This is a genomic window from Streptosporangium nanhuense (assembly GCF_059358815.1).
On the sequence record NZ_JCADBG010000001.1, the window covers coordinates 1,071,349 to 1,087,241 of the forward strand.

Consider the following 15,893-nt stretch of genomic DNA (forward strand, 5'->3'; position numbering starts at 1 on the left):
TCTGATCTGATCTCTTCCCGTACGACGCCCACGCCTGACCCGCCCCTTCCCGAACCGCACCACGGCCCCGGCACGACCCTCCGAGGCTCGGCGGACACCCCAAGGAACTCGTGATGCCGAAGCTGAACCGCGCCCCGCTCTCCATCGTCGCCGAGCACGACACCCCGATGCCGGTGCGCGACGGCACGATCCTGCGTGGCGACGTCTACCGCCCCGCCTCGGACGGGCGGTTCCCGGCCCTGCTCGTCCGCACGCCGTACGGCGCGGGCTCGTTCCTGATGGCGCCGAAGATGCCCGCGCTGGAGGCCGGCTTCGCGGTGGTGCTCCAGCACTGCCGGGGACGCGGGAGCAGCGACGGGGAGTTCCGGCCGTGGCTGGACGAGGGCGACGACGGCTACGACACCATCGGATGGATCACCTCCCAGCCGTGGTCGAACGGCGAGGTCGTGGCCTTCGGGATGTCCTACCTCGCCGGATGCGCGCTCCAGGCCGCCGCGACGCGCCCGCCGGGGCTCAAGGCCGTGGTCGCCTCGATGACCCCGCACGACTTCTACGACGGGCTGAAGTACCACGGCGGGGCCCTCGCGCTCGGCTCGGCGCTGAACTGGGGCCTGCTGCAGGCGATGCTCGGGCTGATGCACGGGATGGAGGCGGGGGAGGACGTGGGCGCGGGCTTCGGCACGCTTCTGCCCGTACTGGGAGACCAGGCCACCGCCGTGCGAACGCTGCCGCTGCGCGACATCACCGGGGTGCCTGGCTGGAACGACTGGATCTCGCACCCGACCCGCGACGCCTACTGGGAGGGACTGGCCGAGACCCTGCGGCACGACCGGATCGAGGTGCCCGTGATGCACGTCGGGGGCTGGTTCGACCTGTTCCTCGCCGGAACCCTGGAGAACCACCGGCGGCTGGGCGGCCCGCTGGTCATCGGCCCCTGGTCGCACGGTTCCAACTCGACGGGCACCGGCCGCCTGGACTTCGGGTTCTTCTCCTCGGCGCAGGGGGTCGGGTTGCCGCAGCGGCAGATGGACTTCCTGCGCGGCGAGGACACCGGCCCGGCCGTGAAGATCTTCGTCATGGGCGACAACGTCTGGCGGGACGAGGAGGAATGGCCACTGTCCCGCGCGGTCGACACCCGCTACCACCTGCACACCGGCGGCCTGCTGTCCGTCGAGCCCCCTGCGGACGCCGGATCTTCCTCAGACGCCGCGTCCCGCTCGGACGGCGGACCTTCCTCGGACGTCGCGTCCCACTCGGACGCCGGGCCTTCCTCGGACGCCAGGCCTTCCTCGGACGCCGAGCCGTCCACCTTCACCTTCGACCCCCGCGACCCCGTACCCACGACCGGTGGCCCCCTCCTGCTCCCCGACGTGACGAACATCGGCCCCCAGGACCAGCGCGACGTCGAGCTCCGCCCCGACGTGCTCTGCTTCACCACCGAGGCGCTCGCCTCCGATGTCGAGGTGACCGGTCACCTCTCCGTCACCCTGCACGCCGAGACCTCGGCGCTCTCCACCGACTGGACGGCCAAGCTCGTCGACGTCCACCCCGACGGCCGGGCCATGAGCGTGACCGACGGCATCGTCCGGACCTCCGTCCGGTCCGGAGTGCACGAGATCGACCTCGTCGCCACCAGCCAGGTCTTCAAGACCGGTCACCGCATCCGCGTCGAGATCTCCAGCTCCAACTTCCCCCGCTTCGACCGCAACCCCGGCAACGGCCGGACCTCCGCCGACTCCACCGAGGCCGACCTGGTCCTCCAGCACCAGACCGTCTTCCCCGACTCCTACATCACCCTCCCGATCGTCCCCCGCTGACGGCCCCGGGCCGTACGACCGCGCCCGCGACCTCCCCTCAGCACCGATCGTCACAGGGAGCCGGGCGGGCCCGGAACCGATCGCGTTCACCGCGCTGTTCGGGTGGACGGGAAGGCTCCCGGTGGAGCGGCGATCGGCCGGGATCGACGGCGTCGGGATAGCGTGCGTCGATGAGCTTCCGGCTGGCGGCGTACGCCGTGTGCATCGAGGACGGACGGGTGCTGCTCGCTCACCACGTGGGGCCGGAGGGCGCGGACCTGGACTCTTCCCGGCGGAAAGGTCGAGCACGGGGAGGATCCGTTCGACGCGGTCATCCGGGAGGTCGCCGAGGAGACCGGCTGTGACGGGGTGGTCGAACGCCTGCTGGGTGTGGATTCGAGGGTGATACCCGCGGCCGACCGTCTGCCCGGCCTGCCCGAGCACCAGAATGTCGGCGTCTTCTATCAGGTTCGCATCACCGGTGGCCGGCTCCGGCCCGAGCCGAACGGCGAAACCGCCGAGTCGCTCTGGACCTCGATTCCCGGCGTCGCGCGCCTGCGCCGATCGTCGCTGGTCGATGTCGGCCTCTCTCTGGCGCGGACCCTTCCGGCGACCGGCCATGTCGACCCCGTCCCGGTCGGCGGCCTGGTCCGGCACTGAGCGTTCTCGTCCCGAGGGGCGGCGGACGCGCGTTCTTGGCCGGCACCTGGTCGACACTCCCCATGCGGCCCGGTCGACCCCGCCTCCTCGCGGTGACCCTCTGGACCCTGTCGTGGTTCGGTCGACGCGCTGGGCCCGGCTCCACGCGATGGAGGCCTGGCCCGCGCCAGAGCGGGCGCGTGACCGGAAGGCGGACGGGCTCCGGTTTCCGGTCACGCGTTCCGAAGGTCAGCACACGATGAAGATGCTCTTCCAGCCGACGGGCGTCCTCTGCTCCGCGGTGCGGTTGGAGGCCAGCTCGAAGTGCGTCACTCCCTGCGCGTCGGGCTGGTTGTACATCCGGCCGCTCTGGCCGTCGCCGTACCACTTGTACGACCCGTGGAAGGGGATGTTGGACGGGCCGCAGCGGTCGATGACCACCGACCGGCCGGTGAAGCCCGGTCCCTCGTAGGCCACGTACTGCGAGGCGTAGGCGGCGCCGCCCATGACCACGACCATGGCGGCGGAGATGAGGGGGACGAGGGCGATTCGCTTCATGACGGTCCTCTCGACGATCTCAGCACTCTACTGAGAGTAATCAAAACATTACTCTCAGTATGCAAGCCGTGTCGTGCGTGACCCGGATCGCTCGCGGAAAGTGTCGCCGGGTCGGCGAACCGGGTCGGCGAACCGGGGTGGGCGGCGGGCTAACCCGGCGGATCGTCGACCTTGATCTTGTCTCCCGTGTCGGAGATGAAGATGACCAGCAGCTTCGCCGGGCGTGTCCGGCTGGTGTTCTCCGCGAGCACGTGGTGGGAGCCCGGCGGTTCGACCCAGTTCTCGCCCTGGCGGTACGTACGCGCCGGCTCGCCACCGAGCCGGCTGCGCACGCTGCCCTCGAGCACGTAGGCGTAGACGAAAGCCCTGCCGTGCCGGTGCGGCGCCGCGCGTGCGGCGGGCGGGAAGTCCACGATCGCCGAGGTGAACGTCTTGCCCCTGACGTTCGGGAGCGCCTGCTCCAGGAGGGGCGACAGCTTGTCGGACGGTGGCCGCGAAACCATGGCGACCACCGGCACCTCGCCGGTCGCACGCTCCACGGGGGGAGTGCACGCGGTGGCCGCGGCCACCGCGCCGCCGATGAGAAAGCCACCGGCGACCCGTACCCGGATCATGACGGCCCTCCTGTCCTGCTCCGGTCTTCGATACGTCCGGGAGCCGGCCTCCGGGACGCCCGGGAGTCGCGAGGTGTCCCGGCTTCCACCCGGAGGGTCCGTGTCGTCGCCTGAGTATCCTGTCCAGGCGTTTCGACGCCCAATCGCGGGCGGGTCCAAGCCTTGGCGACGGTCCGTTCAAGTGCGGATCCGAATTGGAACCCATGCCGAGGCGGCGTCCGCCCGGCTATTCCCCTTCCGTGACCCTGATGATCGTCTTGCCGGGGACGCGCCGGGCGGGCGCGAACGCGGAGGGCGCCTCGGCGAGCGTCCGCACGGACCCGACGATCGGGCGGAGCCGTCCGTCCCGGACCCGACGGACCAGGTCGGCGAGTCGGGCGCGATCGGGCTCGACCACGAAGAAGATCGCCCGCCCGTCCCGGGGCCGGGTCGTGGGCGGCGCGGCGATGGTGACGAGCGTGCCGCCGTCGCGCACCAGCGCGGCCGAGCGGTCCAGGATGTCGCCGCCGATCACGTCGAGCACGACGTCGACCTGACCGGCATCCTCAAGGTGATCGGCCCGCAGGTCCAGGAAGGCGTGGGCGCCGAGGCCGAGTGCCGTGTCCCTGTCGTCGGCCCTGCCGGTGCCGATCACCCGGGCTCCGGCCTCGCGCGCGAGCTGTACGGCGACGGAACCGACGCCGCCCGCGGCGCCGTGGATCAGGACGGTCTGCCCGGCGGCGAGGCGGCCGTGCTCGAACAGGCCCTGCCACGCGGTCAGCCCCGAGATCGGCAGGGCGGCGGCCACGGTGTGGTCGACGTCGGCCGGCAGTGGCGCGAGGTTGCGGGCCTCCACCGCCGCGTACTCGGCCAGCGAGCCGTCGCGGGTCCAGTCGGCCAGCCCGAACACCCGCTGGCCGACGGTGAGGCCGGTGGTTCCGTACCCCAGCTCGGCGACGACCCCCGACAACTCGTGGCCGGGCACGCTGGGCGTCCGGTCCCGGCCCGCGCGATCCGACCACGTTCCCGGCCAGTCGAGCTCTCCGGGGGTGAACCCGGCGGCGTGCACCCGGACGACGACGTCGTTCTCGGCGGCATGGGGGTACGGCTCCTCCGTGAGGGAGAGCCCGGCCAGACCGGCGGCGCGGTCTCGGACGGTGATGGCTCGCATGGGCAGGTCCTTGCCGTTGGCGGAGATGGCCACGCCCGTCCTCCCCGGCCGCCCGGGCCGTGACGGGCAATCCCGATATCGCCGTCAGGCGCCTTTCCCCGGCGGCGACGACCCCGGGCGGCTCGGCGTGGCCGCGAGGGGGACGACCGGTCCTCGAGGCCGGTCCCGCCGGAGGCGGCCGCGAGAGGGACGGCCCGTCCCGGAGGCCGGGGCGCACCGCTCATCTGAGCGGGTCATGCCCCCAGTTCATGAGGGAGTATCGCCACCGGGTCTCCTTGACGTCACCGGACGGACGCTGCGTCAGGTGGCGGCGGACGTAGCCGATCACCTTGCGCATGTGGGCGTAGTCGTCCTCTCCCAGGTCGTCCTTCCGCTTGCGCAGGATCTCGGTGATCCGGCGGCCGGACTGGTGCCCCGTCGACTCCTCGCCGCCCGACTTGTCGCCCACGCTCCTGGACTCCTCTGTGTCCAGCCAGCGTTCCAGCTCCGCGGCGGTCATGTTGACCGCCCGGCCGAAGTCCGCGGCGATCTGCTTGCCGTCGTCGGTCGTCGCCGTTCTTTCGTCAGTCATCGCGGTTCTTCTTGTGCAGTGCCGACGGCTTGTGCACGGCGGTCTTGCCGCTCTTGTCGCTGCGGACGCGGTACTGCGGATCGTCGGCCGAGGCGTTCACGGCGCGGCCCGACTCCTCCGTCCGCTTCGTGATCTTCTTCTCCACCTTGCCCGAGGTCGACGAGCCGTGGCTCTCCCACGTGACGTCGTCACCCACCTCGGGGTCCTTCTGCTTGCGCTTGTCGGTCATAGCCGACCCTTACCCCGTCCCCCTCCGAAACCCGTCGCGCCGGGCCTGAACTGGCACTTCACTGGATCGGATCGCCCTGAACGATCGACGGGGCGCGCTGGTCGAGGGCTCGTTTTTGGCCGGTGCTTACCCGCTGATTGCCGCCCCGGCCCGGCGCCGGTTCTCGCTCGTCGTAAAACCGAAGGCTCGTGCCGGTGGGCGGGTGTTAGCCTGACCGCATGAACGCGTCCGCACGTCAGGTGACGATGCCCCGCTCACGGGGCCGCTGACGCCGCACGGACGATTGTCTCCGAGGCCCTGTCAACGGGGCCTCGACGCGTTTCATCGGCCGGAGCCCCCTTTTTCCGGAGGTTCCGATGACCACGACGCGCACCTACGTCACCACCACCATCCCGTACGTCAACGCCCGTCCCCACCTGGGGTTCGCGCTGGAGCTCGTGCAGGCCGACGTGCTCGCCCGGTTCCGCCGGGCGCGGGGCGACCGGGTGCGGTTCCAGACCGGCACCGACGACAACTCGCTGAAGAACGTCCTGGCCGCCGAGGCCGCGGGTGTTCCCGTCCAGGAGTTCGTCGACCGCAACGCCGAGGCGTTCGTCGCGCTGCGCGAGCCGCTGGCGCTCGCGGTCGACGACGTCATCCGCACCAGCCGCGACCCCCGCCACCGGGTCGGGGTGGAGCGGCTCTGGCGGGCCTGCGCCGACGCCGGTGACCTCTACCGCAGGCACTACGAGGGTCTTTACTGCGTCGGCTGCGAGCAGTTCTACGCCCCGGCCGAGCTCACCGGCGGACGCTGCCCGGAACACGGCGTCGAGCCCCAGCGGGTCGCGGAGGAGAACTGGTTCTTCCGCCTCTCGCGCCACGCCGACCGGCTCCACGACCTCGTCTCCGGCGGGCGCCTGAGGATCGAGCCCGCCGAACGCCGCAACGAGGTCCTCGGCTTCATCGCCGGTGGCCTGGAGGACTTCTCGGTCTCCCGGTCGACCGCCCGCGCCCGGGGGTGGGGGATCCCCGTTCCGGGGGACCCCGGCCAGGTCGTCTACGTGTGGTGGGACGCGCTCGGCAACTACGTCACGGCCCTGGACTACGGCACCGGCGGTGAGAGCTACGGCCGCTGGTGGACCGGCGCCGACCGCCGGGTCCACCTGGTCGGCAAGGGGGTGTTGCGCTTCCACGCCGTCTACTGGCCGGCGATGCTGCTGTCGGCCGGGCAGCCGCCGCCCACGGACGTGGTGGTGCACGACTACCTGACCGCCGGGGGCCGCAAGATCAGCAAATCCGGTGGGGTCACCGCCGATCCGGTCGCCCTGGCGGGGGAGTACGGCACCGACGCCGTCCGGTGGTGGCTGCTGCGCGAGGTGCCGCGCGTCGGGGACGCCGACTTCACGGTCGACCGGCTCGTCGCCCGCGCGAACGACGAGCTCGCCAACGGGCTGGGCAACCTCGTCAACCGGGTCGTCACCATGGTCCACCGCTACCGCGACGGGCGCGTTCCCCGGACGGAGCCCGGAACCGGCGCGCCGGGAGGGGAAGGTCTGGAGGAGGCCTGCCGCCGGGCGCCGGATCTCGTTCGCGCGGCCCTGGACGACTTCGCGTTCCGCAGGGCCACCGCGCCGGTCTGGGCCATCGTCGACGAGGCCAACCGCTACGTCGAGCGCGCCCGGCCCTGGGAGCTGGCCCGGGCCGAACGCGACGGCGACCCCGGCGGCCCCGGTGCTCCCGGTGCCACGGCACGGCTCGACGCCGTCCTCGCCGCGCTCGTCCGGGCCTGCGAGACGCTGGCCGGCCAGCTGGCGCCCTTCCTGCCCGGTGCGGCCGCCCGGATCGCCGCGCAGTGCACGGCCGGGGAGGGCGGGCTTCCCGAGGCACGCCCGCTCTTCCGGCGGCTCACCGTTCGGGAGCCGGGCCCCGCGTCCTGATTCCCGTGCTCCGATCCGCGCCGCGCGCGGCGGCCCGGACCCGTGGCCCGGACCCGCGTCCTGGCGCTCACCGCGACACGACGGCCAGGGGCGGGGCGGGCGTGTCGCGGTGGCCGCGGGTCACGGGTGGGCCAGGACGAGGACGAAGTCGCCGGTCGGGTCGGTGTACTGGCGGATCATCCCGAAACCGGCCGCGACGAGCTCCCGTCGCAGGCCTTCGGGACGGAACTTGGCGCTGATCTCGGTCCGCATCTCCTCACCGTCCGCGAAGGAGACCCGCAGGCCGAGGTCGCCGATCCGCACGCGCATGGCGCGGGTCGCGCGCAGCCGCATCTCGATCCACTCGCGCCGCGCGTCGTACAGCGCGACGTGCTCGAAGGCGTCCGGCTCGAAGTCGGCGTCCAGCTCCCTGTTGATGACGTGCAGGACGTTCCGGTTGAAGGCGGCGGTCACCCCGCTCACGTCGTCGTACGCCGCGATCAGCCGGTCGGTGTCCTTGACCAGGTCCGCGCCGAGCAGGAAGGTGTCACCGGGGCGGAGCGTGGCGCGCAGTTCCTTCAGGAACACCTCGCGTGCCGTCGGGGCCAGGTTGCCGATGGTCCCGCCGAGGAAGGCCACCAACCGCCGTCCCGTACGGGGCAGCAGGCCCAGGTGCACCTCGAAGTCGGCGCAGATCGCGTTCACGGCCAGGCCACGGTAGCGGTTGGCGAGCCGGTGCGCGGCCTCGCCCAGGGTGGCCGCGTCGACGTCCACCGGCGTGTAGGCGCGCAGCCTCCCCGTCACGGCGAGGGCGTCCAGCAGCAGCACGGTCTTCTCGCTGGTCCCGGAACCGAGCTCGACCAGGGTGTCCGCGCCGGCGCGCACGGCGATGTCGAGGGCCTCCCTGCGCAGGATGGCCAGCTCGCGGCGGGTGGGATAGTACTCGGGCAGCCGGGTGATGCGGGAGAACAGCTCGCTGCCCGCCTCGTCGTAGAACCACTTGGGCGGCAGCCACTTCGGTGTGGAGGTCAGCCCGGCGCGGACGTCGTGTTCGAGTGCCTGGCGAAGATGGTCGCGGCCGAGATGGTTGACCAGGTGGATGGCTGACTGGCTGACGGACACGGGGCCTCCTGGGTGTGTGGGCCACGGTCCCGCTCGCCGGTCCGTGGCCGGGTGCTGTGCTTTCCTGTGGTCCGGCTCCGCCCGCTCACAGGGGCTGGACGCGCACCCCGTCGGGTGAGGCGAGGACCAGGGTGTGGTCCGGTACGGCCTGCCAGCCGGGCCGGTCGTCCAGCGGCTCGCTCGCCATGAGCACCCCGTCGTGAGGGTGGCTGTCGCGGCGGAGGAAGAGCGTCTCGCCCCAGGCGGTCGCGGCGACCGACGTGCCGTCGCAGGCGAGCAGGTTCAGGCGGGCGAGGGGATCCTTCAGCCCGGCGCGGGTGACGATCTCCGCCAGGGCCTCACCGAGCGAGTCGCCCGCCCGCCGCCGCAGGAACACCGCGGCGGCCAGCCACGCGGAGTCGCAGGAGCTCTCCGAGTCGTCGGCGAGCTCCCTGACCGCCTCCCTCGCGACGTAGCCGTTGTGGCTGAGCAGCCACGGCCCGTCGGCGAAGGGCGCGGTGGCGGTCTCCTCGATCGGCATCCCGACGCTGGCCGACCGTACGGCGGCCAGCATGCAGCCGGAGCGGGCCGTCCACGCGAGCCCCGCCAGGTTGGCGTCCGTCCAGGCGGGGATCGTCCGGCGGTAGCGGACGGGCTCCGTGCGGGCGGCGTCGTACCAGCCCATGCCGAAGCCGTCGGCGTTGATCGAGCCGTGGCGCTGCAGGCGCGGCTTGTAGGACTGCCGGAGCAGGCCGTGGACCGGCTCGTGGATCAGCGAGGCGAGGGTACGGGGAGCACCCAGCCAGGACGCGTGACGGCACATCTACCCTCGCCCCGCCGAGCCCGCCGAGCGTCCCGGGGGTCGTCCCGTGGAACCCGGGGAGCGCCTCGCGGGCTCCGGCGAGTGCTCGGAGGAAGGCCCGGGGGAGTGCTCCGGCGAAGCCGAGCGGGCGCATCGGAAGCCGGAGAAGATCTGCCTGCGGGCCGGGCGGTCCCAGTTCCTGAACGTGGTGCGGACCACGGCCGGGTCCGACGCCCAGGATCCGCCGCGCAGCACCCGGTAGTGGGCGCCGAAGAACACCTCGCTGTACTCGCGGTAGGGGAAGCTGCGGAAGCCGGGGTGGGGCAGGAACCACGAACCGGTCCACTCCCACACGTCCCCGATCATCTGCTCGGCGCCGCAGGGGCCCGCCCCCAGGGGGAAGGCGCCCAGGGGCGCGGGCCGTGCCGCCCGGTGCCCGAGGTTCGCCATGCCGGGCCCCGGCGGGTCGTCGCCCCACGGATACGTGCGCGACCGCCCGGCCTCGGCGTCCCAGCCGCAGGCCTTCTCCCACTCGGCCTCGGTGGGCAGCCGCCGTCCCGCCCACCGGGCGTAGGCGTCGGCCTCGTACCAGCACACGTGCTGTACGGGTTCGTCCATGGGGACGGGCTCGGTCCTGCCGAAACGGGTACGCCACCAGGTGTCGCCGTCCCTGGTCCAGAACAGCGGGGCGGAGGCGCGGGTCCGCCGCAGCCAGCGCAGGCCGTCCGGGGCCCACCAGCGGGGGTCCTCGTAGCCGCCGTCCTCGATGAAGTCCGCGTAGGCGCGGTTGCCGACGGGCAGCCTGTCGATCCAGTAGCCGGGCAGGTCGAGCCGGTGGGCGGGGCGCTCGTTGTCATAGGCCCACGGCTGGGTGTCGGTGCCCATCATGAAGGGGCCGGCGGGGACGAACACCTCGTCGGGGCCCCGCGTCCGCCAGGATCCGCCGGGCGGCAGCTCGCCGTCGCGGACCAGCCCCGGCCGGCCCGAGAGCTGCAGGGTGGCGAGCATCGTCTCGTCGTGCTGGTGCTCGTGCTGGATCACCAGGCCGAAGACGAAGCCGTACCGCCGAAGGGGGTCGGGGTCGTGCAGGTCGACCGTGTCCAGGACGTCCAGCACCCGGCCGCGCACGCCCTCGATGTAGTGGCGCGCCTCCACCGGTCCCAGGATGGGCAGGGACGGGCGGTCCGCGCGCGGGTGCTTGAACGCGTCGTACAGCTCGTCGATCTCCGGGCGGAGCGGCTCGATCCCGCCGACCTGCCGCAGCACCCACAGCTCCTCGTAGTTGCCCACGTGGGCCAGATCCCACACCAGCGGTGACATCAGCGGCGAGTGCTGTGTGACCAGCAGGTCGTCCTCGGCGTCGGTGTAGGCGGTGGAGCGGTTCCGCGCGGCGGTCAGCTCGGCGGCGATCCGTTCCTTGAAGTCGCTCATCAGATACCTCCAGCGTGGAGACCCCGGGCTCTTCCGGCCCGGGCTCCCGATCCGGTTCCGGGCCGGTCCGGGTCCGAATCAGGACCCGGGCCGGTTCCGGGAAGAACTCAGATCCGTCCCTCCTCGGCCAGCCAGTCCCGCAGGCGCCCTCCCGGTCCTCTCGCCAGATCCAGCAGGTCCTCGGCCGGGGCCCGGCCGGGCGCCACGTGGCGGTCGGCGAACGCGGCCACCTCGCAGACCAGGGACGGGGTCGCCCCCAGGCGGGGCAGCGCCGAGAGGGCGGCACGGAAACAGGCGGCGGCGGCCCTGCGCAGCCGTGGCTCCGTCAGGCCGTGGCGCGCCGCCGCCGACCACATCCCCGCGCACGGCCCGGCCGCGGCCAGCGCCGCGTCGGCCGCGCGGTCGTCCATCACCAGGGCGTGGGTCACCGCCACGCACACCGGCCAGCTCGCCGGGCGCTGGGCGTCGAGGTAGCGGATCTCCAGCCAGCCGCGCGGCCGTACGGGCGGGAAGAGCGTCGTGGCGTGGTAGTTCAGGTCCGCCAGGGTCGGCGGGTGTCCGGACGAGGCCAGCCGGTCGCGGAAGGTCGAGCCGTCGAGGACCGGGCGGTACGGCTCCGCGCCGTTCCCGCCCACGGCTCCGGTGCTCTCGCGTACGGCCATGAGACGGGCGTCGAGCAGGTACTCGGTCCACGCGGCCGCGGGGTCGCCGCTCGCGGGGACGGCGGCCGTCCGGGTGTGGTCGAGCCGCTCCCACACCGCCTGGCGCCCCGACATCGACCCGCACGGCCGGCCCTCGCTGAGCGGCGAGTTCGCGAAGGCCGCCACGAGGACGGGCCCCAGCAGGTGGGCGCGTTCCCACCGCGCCGCGGGCCGCTCGCCCAGGTCCAGGTTGACCTGGATCGACGCCGTCGAGCACATCATCAGCGACCCGTACGGCGTGCCGAGGAAGCGCGCCATCACCTCGTACCTGGGCAGGCGCAGCTGCCGCCTGGCCGGGCGCAGCGGGTCGAGGCCGGTCCCGCCCAGAGCCAGGCCGGCGTCCCGCAGCGCCCGGCGCACGGCGTTCACGTCGGCGGTGAGGAGGGCGATCGCGCCAGGCAGCGAGCCGGGTGGCCCGGAGAGTTCCAGCTGACCTCCCGGTTCGAAGGTCACCAGGCTCCCGCCGGGCAGCGGGGGCAGGGCGTCGGCGATCCTGGCCATCGGGACCTGCCGGGCGGGAGCCGCACGGTCGAAGACCAGGAACTCCAGCTCGATCCCCACCCGGTCGCCGGGGGAGCCGAGGAAGCAGCGTCGTGCGAAGGTCTCCACATCCGAGATGCTCCGGATCAGTGTGTCCTCGGTCGCCAGACCGGTCATCCTCATCCCCTTTCACCTGATATGTCCAGATGTGTACGGATTTACAGAGTCGCGAGGCGCCCAGGCGTTACAGGGGCGAGGGGGCAGGGGCGAGGGGTGAGCCTTCCGGCGGCAGGGCGGTGTTCCGGAGGTGCCCGGTCGTGGAACCGGAGATCGTGCCCTGGCTCCCGAACGGTCCGGCCGGGGGAACGGTGTCGGGGGAGGCGGGGTCTCCACCGGCTCAGGTGGGCCGCCCGGCACGGAAGGCGGCCAGCAGCCGGTCGCGCGTACCCTTCGTCAGGCTTTCCGGCAGGCCCGGGCCAGGGGTGACGCGGGGAGCGTCGGCGGTGCCGGTGGCGTCGGCGGCGTCGATGGCATCGGGGGCGTCGACGGTGCCGCCGGGGGTGTCGTGGCGCGGGTCGCCGGCTTCGGTGGTCTCGTCGGTGTCAGCGGTACCGGTGGCGGTGCGGAGCCGTTCGGGGGCCCCGGTGGCCCGGAGACGTCCGAGGGCCTCGACGGTGACGCGGAACTGGCCGAGATAGCGCTCGCAGCCCTCGCAGCTGTCCAGGTGCTCCTCGAACCGGTGCCGGGTGGGCTCGCCGAGCTCGCCCTCCAGGAAGGCGGTGACGAGTTCCACCGCCTCCTCGCAGCTGAACCGCTTCACAACCTTGACCACCTCACCGTCCCGACAACCGGACCTGTGACTGAACCTGTGACCGACCGGACCTGGCCGACCGGATCTGTGACCGAATATGTGACCGAACCCTTGGGCGAACCCGTCGCGCCGCCCGCGCTACGCCGGTCGTCTCGCCGTCTCGAAGTAATCCTCCAGCCGCTCGCGCACCGCCGCGCGGGCGCGGTGCAGCAGGACGCGCTGGTTGGCGGCGGAGATCTCCAGGATCTCGCAGACCTCCTGGGAGGTGCACCCCTCGACGTCGCGGAGCGTGATCACGGTGCGCTGCCTGATCGGCAGCTCGGACAGGGCGGCGGCGATCCGGCCGCGCACCTCGGCGGCGAGCACCTCGCTCTCCGGGGTAGGCCAGGCGGCGGGAAAATCCTTCCAATGTCCCGGGAAGGGGTCGTCCGCCCCCTGGAAGCACGAACGGTCGACGGTCTGTCTCTCCCGCTCGAAGGCGCTGCTCCAGGGCACCGTGCGGTTCTCGCGCACGCCTCGCCTCCTGGCCGTGTTGACCAGGATCCGGTAGACCCAGGTCTTCACCGACGAGCGGCCCTTGAAGCCCTCGATGCCCCGGATCACCGCCAGCCAGGTGTCCTGCACGACCTCTTCCGCCGAGTCGTTGGTGGACACGTGCGCGCGGGCCAGCCACAGCATCCCCCGCGACCAGGTGTCCAGCAGTGCCGTGAACATCGCCTCATCCCCGGCGCGCAGGGCCGCGACGACGACATCGTCCGAGGGCAACGCGCCGTCTGTGAAGGACCTCACGGTCGCCTCCTCCCGGTGGGCATCCGCGGACCCGCCGGCTCGCGCGGTCGGCGCGCGGCGCTCGCGGGTCGTGGTGGCGACGCGGCGCTCCGTTCGGCGGTCCGGTCGTCGTGGCGCCCTCTTGATCGAGAACGCCGCCGGGGGAATGGTGGCTCTGGGAGAAAATTCCCGTTCTGACCTGGTTCGACACCTTTTCGTCTACGAAGTCGCTTTCGACTCTGAGGGTGGCCTCCAGCGTGGTCACGCCTCCGGTGGCCGGGTACGGCAGGGGCGCGACCCCTGCCGTACCGGGGGTCGCGCCCCTGCTTCCTGGCGTGCCGGTCGGCCGGTCAGCCGGTCCCGAAGGGATGGCCGCCGGGCAGGAGTGCCAGGACGCCGTCCAGGCCGGGCGGCTCCGGCCAGCCCGCCTGCCATCCGGCTCCAGGGCCGGAAAGCCCGGAGAGCCCGGAGCCGGCCGTCCGGGACCTGTGCGAACCGGAATCGTCCGGATCGAAACCATGCGGACCGGAGCCGGGAAGCCCTGAACCCGAGAGGCCGAGGATCGCGCAGGCCAGCCAGTGCTCGCCCGGCCGGTGCTCGCCACGCAGCGTGGGGACGACCGTGCGAGGCACGACGACGTTTGTCCCGGGCAGGGGGCGGACCAGCTCACCGGCCCGCGCCGAGCCGAGGTCCTCGATCACGCACAGCCCGGCGGGGGAGTCGAGGCGGGCGTGTCCCGGCCCCTCGGCGGCGCGGTGCGCGGCGGGGTCGCGGTCGACCGCGAACGCCCCCTCGGCCGACAGCAGCCGCCGCCCCGACCGTACGCGGTGCACCCGCACGTGCCACGGGGGGCGGGCCAGCAGCCAGGTGTCGACCTCCACGTCCGGCCACGGCGTCCACCGGGCGTGCAGCAGGCCGTCACGCTCGGAGAAGTCCCCGGGCGCCTCGCAGGGCCGCCAGTGCGTCCCGTCGTCGCTCAGGGCCAGGGTGCTGTCGAAGGCGCCCTGCTCCAGGCCCCACGATCCGGCGGGCACGCTGAACCCGAAGGACGTCGAGTAGGCGAACTTGGCGTACTTCGCCGCGCCGTGCCGTACCCACGTGTTGTGCTGTCCCGCGCTCAGCATGACGACCTGCCGGCCCTCCTCGCACCGCATCAGCGCGACACCGGCCTCGGGCTGGACGCTGATCTCGGGGAGCTCCCGCGCGGGCTCCTCGGCCGCCGCCCAGAAGGGGTGGTCGGCGGCGAGTGCCAGCGGCAGGAACGCCTTCATCGCCCAGTACGGGGAGCCGGGGGCGTTGTACTGCTCGGCGAGGGCGGGCTGGGCGTAGCCGTACCCCAGGGTCAGCAGGCCCGAGGAGTCGCGGAGCGGCCGCCGCAGCCACCAGCGCAGGTGCCGCGCCAGGTGGCCCCGCACCTCCCCCCACGGCAGGGCCTCGACCCCCGCGAAGCCCAGGGCGCCCCAGAAGGCCCCCTGGGCGAAGCGGTAGGTCAGGCTCCGGCCGAAGGGCACGGCGGCCCCGTCCGAGGTGAACCAGTGCTGGAAGTCGAGCGCGAACGCCGCCGCCCGCCCGCGCAGGCGCTCGGCCCGCCCGGGGTCGCGGTCGCCGGCCAGGGCGGCGTAGACCAGGCCGTAGAAGTGCATCGCGAAGGGGACGTAGTAGTCGCGCTGCGCGGTGGGGCCGTCGCTGTACCAGCCGCCGCCCAGGGCGAAGGACTCCAGGCGCTCCAGCCGGGCGAGGTTGGGCGCGGGGTCGAAGCGCACCCCGACCCGGTCCAGCCCCAGCCCCACCAGCACGGGGAAGAACCGCCAGTTGTTGTCGGCGGTCTCGCGGGTCATCGCGTGGAGCAGCCAGGCGGCGAGGTGGTCCCGCTCCGCGCCGCTCAGCGGGTCCCACACGGCCTCGGGGGCGAGGGCGAGCGCCAGGCCGATCGCGGCGGTCTCCACCAGCCGCTGGTCGACGTCGGCCGCCGCCCCCCAGAACTCCCCGTGCCCGGGGTCGGTCCCCGCGGCGAGCCCTCGCCGCCACAGCTCCCAGTGCCCGAAGGACCCCCCTCCGGCCGCCAGCGGCGCCAGCCCCCACAGCGGGCGGGCGAACGCCTCCAGCTCGGCGGCCTCGTCGCCGTAGTGGGCCGCGTTGGCCCCGAGCCGCAGGCGCGCCCGCCCGGGGCTGAAGCGGGGGACCAGCGGCTCGGCCAGCTCGGTCACGAGCCGGCGCATGTCCTCGCGGTCACGCACCGTCCGGCCCGCTCCCGGCGGATCCTCGCGGTCACGCACCGCCTCACTCGTGGCCGGTGAGTCCTCCACGGCCGGCGGGTCCTCGCTGTCGTACGGCGCCCCACTCGCAC

Annotated in this window: 14 protein-coding genes and 1 pseudogene; 3 read left to right on the forward strand and 12 right to left on the reverse strand. The window is 73.1% G+C overall.

Going from position 1 to position 15,893, the window contains the following annotated elements; translation table 11 throughout:
- The first annotated feature begins 113 nt into the window (after positions 1 to 113).
- A complete protein-coding gene (locus AC5L38_RS04445; protein ID WP_495241447.1) occupies positions 114 to 1,817 on the forward strand; it encodes a CocE/NonD family hydrolase in 1,704 nt (567 codons plus the stop codon).
- Between the two features lie 306 nt (positions 1,818 to 2,123).
- Positions 2,124 to 2,456: pseudogene (locus tag AC5L38_RS04450) on the forward strand (NUDIX hydrolase); the annotation flags it as partial.
- A gap of 228 nt (positions 2,457 to 2,684) precedes the next feature.
- Here AC5L38_RS04450 and AC5L38_RS04455 read toward each other — a convergent pair.
- From AC5L38_RS04455 to AC5L38_RS04475, 5 genes are all read right to left on the reverse strand, one after another.
- Complete coding sequence (locus AC5L38_RS04455) at positions 2,685 to 2,993, reverse strand: MiAMP1 family antimicrobial peptide (protein ID WP_495241448.1); 309 nt, start codon at positions 2,991 to 2,993, stop codon at positions 2,685 to 2,687.
- A gap of 149 nt (positions 2,994 to 3,142) precedes the next feature.
- Positions 3,143 to 3,607: a cupin domain-containing protein gene (locus AC5L38_RS04460; protein ID WP_495241449.1), complete on the reverse strand. Its 465-nt coding sequence runs from the start codon at positions 3,605 to 3,607 to the stop codon at positions 3,143 to 3,145.
- Positions 3,608 to 3,833: 226 nt separating this feature from the next.
- Positions 3,834 to 4,790 carry an NADP-dependent oxidoreductase gene (locus AC5L38_RS04465; RefSeq protein ID WP_495241450.1) on the reverse strand — a complete coding sequence of 319 codons (957 nt, stop codon included), beginning with the start codon at positions 4,788 to 4,790 and terminating at the stop codon, positions 3,834 to 3,836.
- A 187-nt stretch (positions 4,791 to 4,977) separates the two neighbouring features.
- On the reverse strand, positions 4,978 to 5,328 hold the full coding sequence (locus AC5L38_RS04470; protein WP_495241451.1) for a DUF3140 domain-containing protein: 351 nt from the start codon (positions 5,326 to 5,328) through the stop codon (positions 4,978 to 4,980).
- On the reverse strand, positions 5,321 to 5,557 hold the full coding sequence (locus tag AC5L38_RS04475) for a hypervirulence associated TUDOR domain-containing protein (protein WP_495241452.1): 237 nt from the start codon (positions 5,555 to 5,557) through the stop codon (positions 5,321 to 5,323). The genes AC5L38_RS04470 and AC5L38_RS04475 overlap by 8 nt, the downstream gene beginning before the upstream one ends.
- Positions 5,558 to 5,913: 356 nt before the next feature.
- Here AC5L38_RS04475 and metG point away from each other — a divergent pair, with 356 nt between their 5' ends.
- Positions 5,914 to 7,473 (forward strand): methionine--tRNA ligase, encoded by a 1,560-nt coding sequence (gene metG / locus AC5L38_RS04480; RefSeq protein WP_495241453.1) that lies wholly within the window; start codon positions 5,914 to 5,916, stop codon positions 7,471 to 7,473.
- 120 nt (positions 7,474 to 7,593) lie between these two features.
- On the opposite strand, the gene egtD is transcribed toward metG, so the two are convergent.
- The 7 genes from egtD to AC5L38_RS04515 form a co-directional block, all read right to left on the reverse strand.
- The gene (egtD, locus tag AC5L38_RS04485; protein WP_495241454.1) at positions 7,594 to 8,574 is read right to left on the reverse strand and encodes an L-histidine N(alpha)-methyltransferase; all 981 of its coding nucleotides are present in this window, start codon (positions 8,572 to 8,574) and stop codon (positions 7,594 to 7,596) included.
- 85 nt (positions 8,575 to 8,659) lie between these two features.
- Positions 8,660 to 9,376, reverse strand: coding sequence for an ergothioneine biosynthesis protein EgtC (gene egtC / locus AC5L38_RS04490; RefSeq protein WP_495241455.1), 717 nt, complete (start codon positions 9,374 to 9,376; stop codon positions 8,660 to 8,662).
- Positions 9,377 to 10,786: an ergothioneine biosynthesis protein EgtB gene (egtB, locus tag AC5L38_RS04495; RefSeq protein ID WP_495241456.1), complete on the reverse strand. Its 1,410-nt coding sequence runs from the start codon at positions 10,784 to 10,786 to the stop codon at positions 9,377 to 9,379.
- 107 nt (positions 10,787 to 10,893) lie between these two features.
- Positions 10,894 to 12,144 (reverse strand): glutamate-cysteine ligase family protein, encoded by a 1,251-nt coding sequence (locus tag AC5L38_RS04500; RefSeq protein ID WP_495241457.1) that lies wholly within the window; start codon positions 12,142 to 12,144, stop codon positions 10,894 to 10,896.
- Positions 12,145 to 12,364: 220 nt separating this feature from the next.
- The gene (locus AC5L38_RS04505) at positions 12,365 to 12,799 is read right to left on the reverse strand and encodes a zf-HC2 domain-containing protein (protein ID WP_495241458.1); all 435 of its coding nucleotides are present in this window, start codon (positions 12,797 to 12,799) and stop codon (positions 12,365 to 12,367) included.
- 117 nt (positions 12,800 to 12,916) lie between these two features.
- On the reverse strand, positions 12,917 to 13,567 hold the full coding sequence (locus AC5L38_RS04510; RefSeq protein ID WP_495241459.1) for an RNA polymerase sigma factor: 651 nt from the start codon (positions 13,565 to 13,567) through the stop codon (positions 12,917 to 12,919).
- Positions 13,568 to 13,896: 329 nt separating this feature from the next.
- Positions 13,897 to 15,852, reverse strand: coding sequence for a DUF2264 domain-containing protein (locus AC5L38_RS04515; RefSeq protein WP_495241460.1), 1,956 nt, complete (start codon positions 15,850 to 15,852; stop codon positions 13,897 to 13,899).
- Between the last annotated feature and the right edge of the window lie 41 nt (positions 15,853 to 15,893).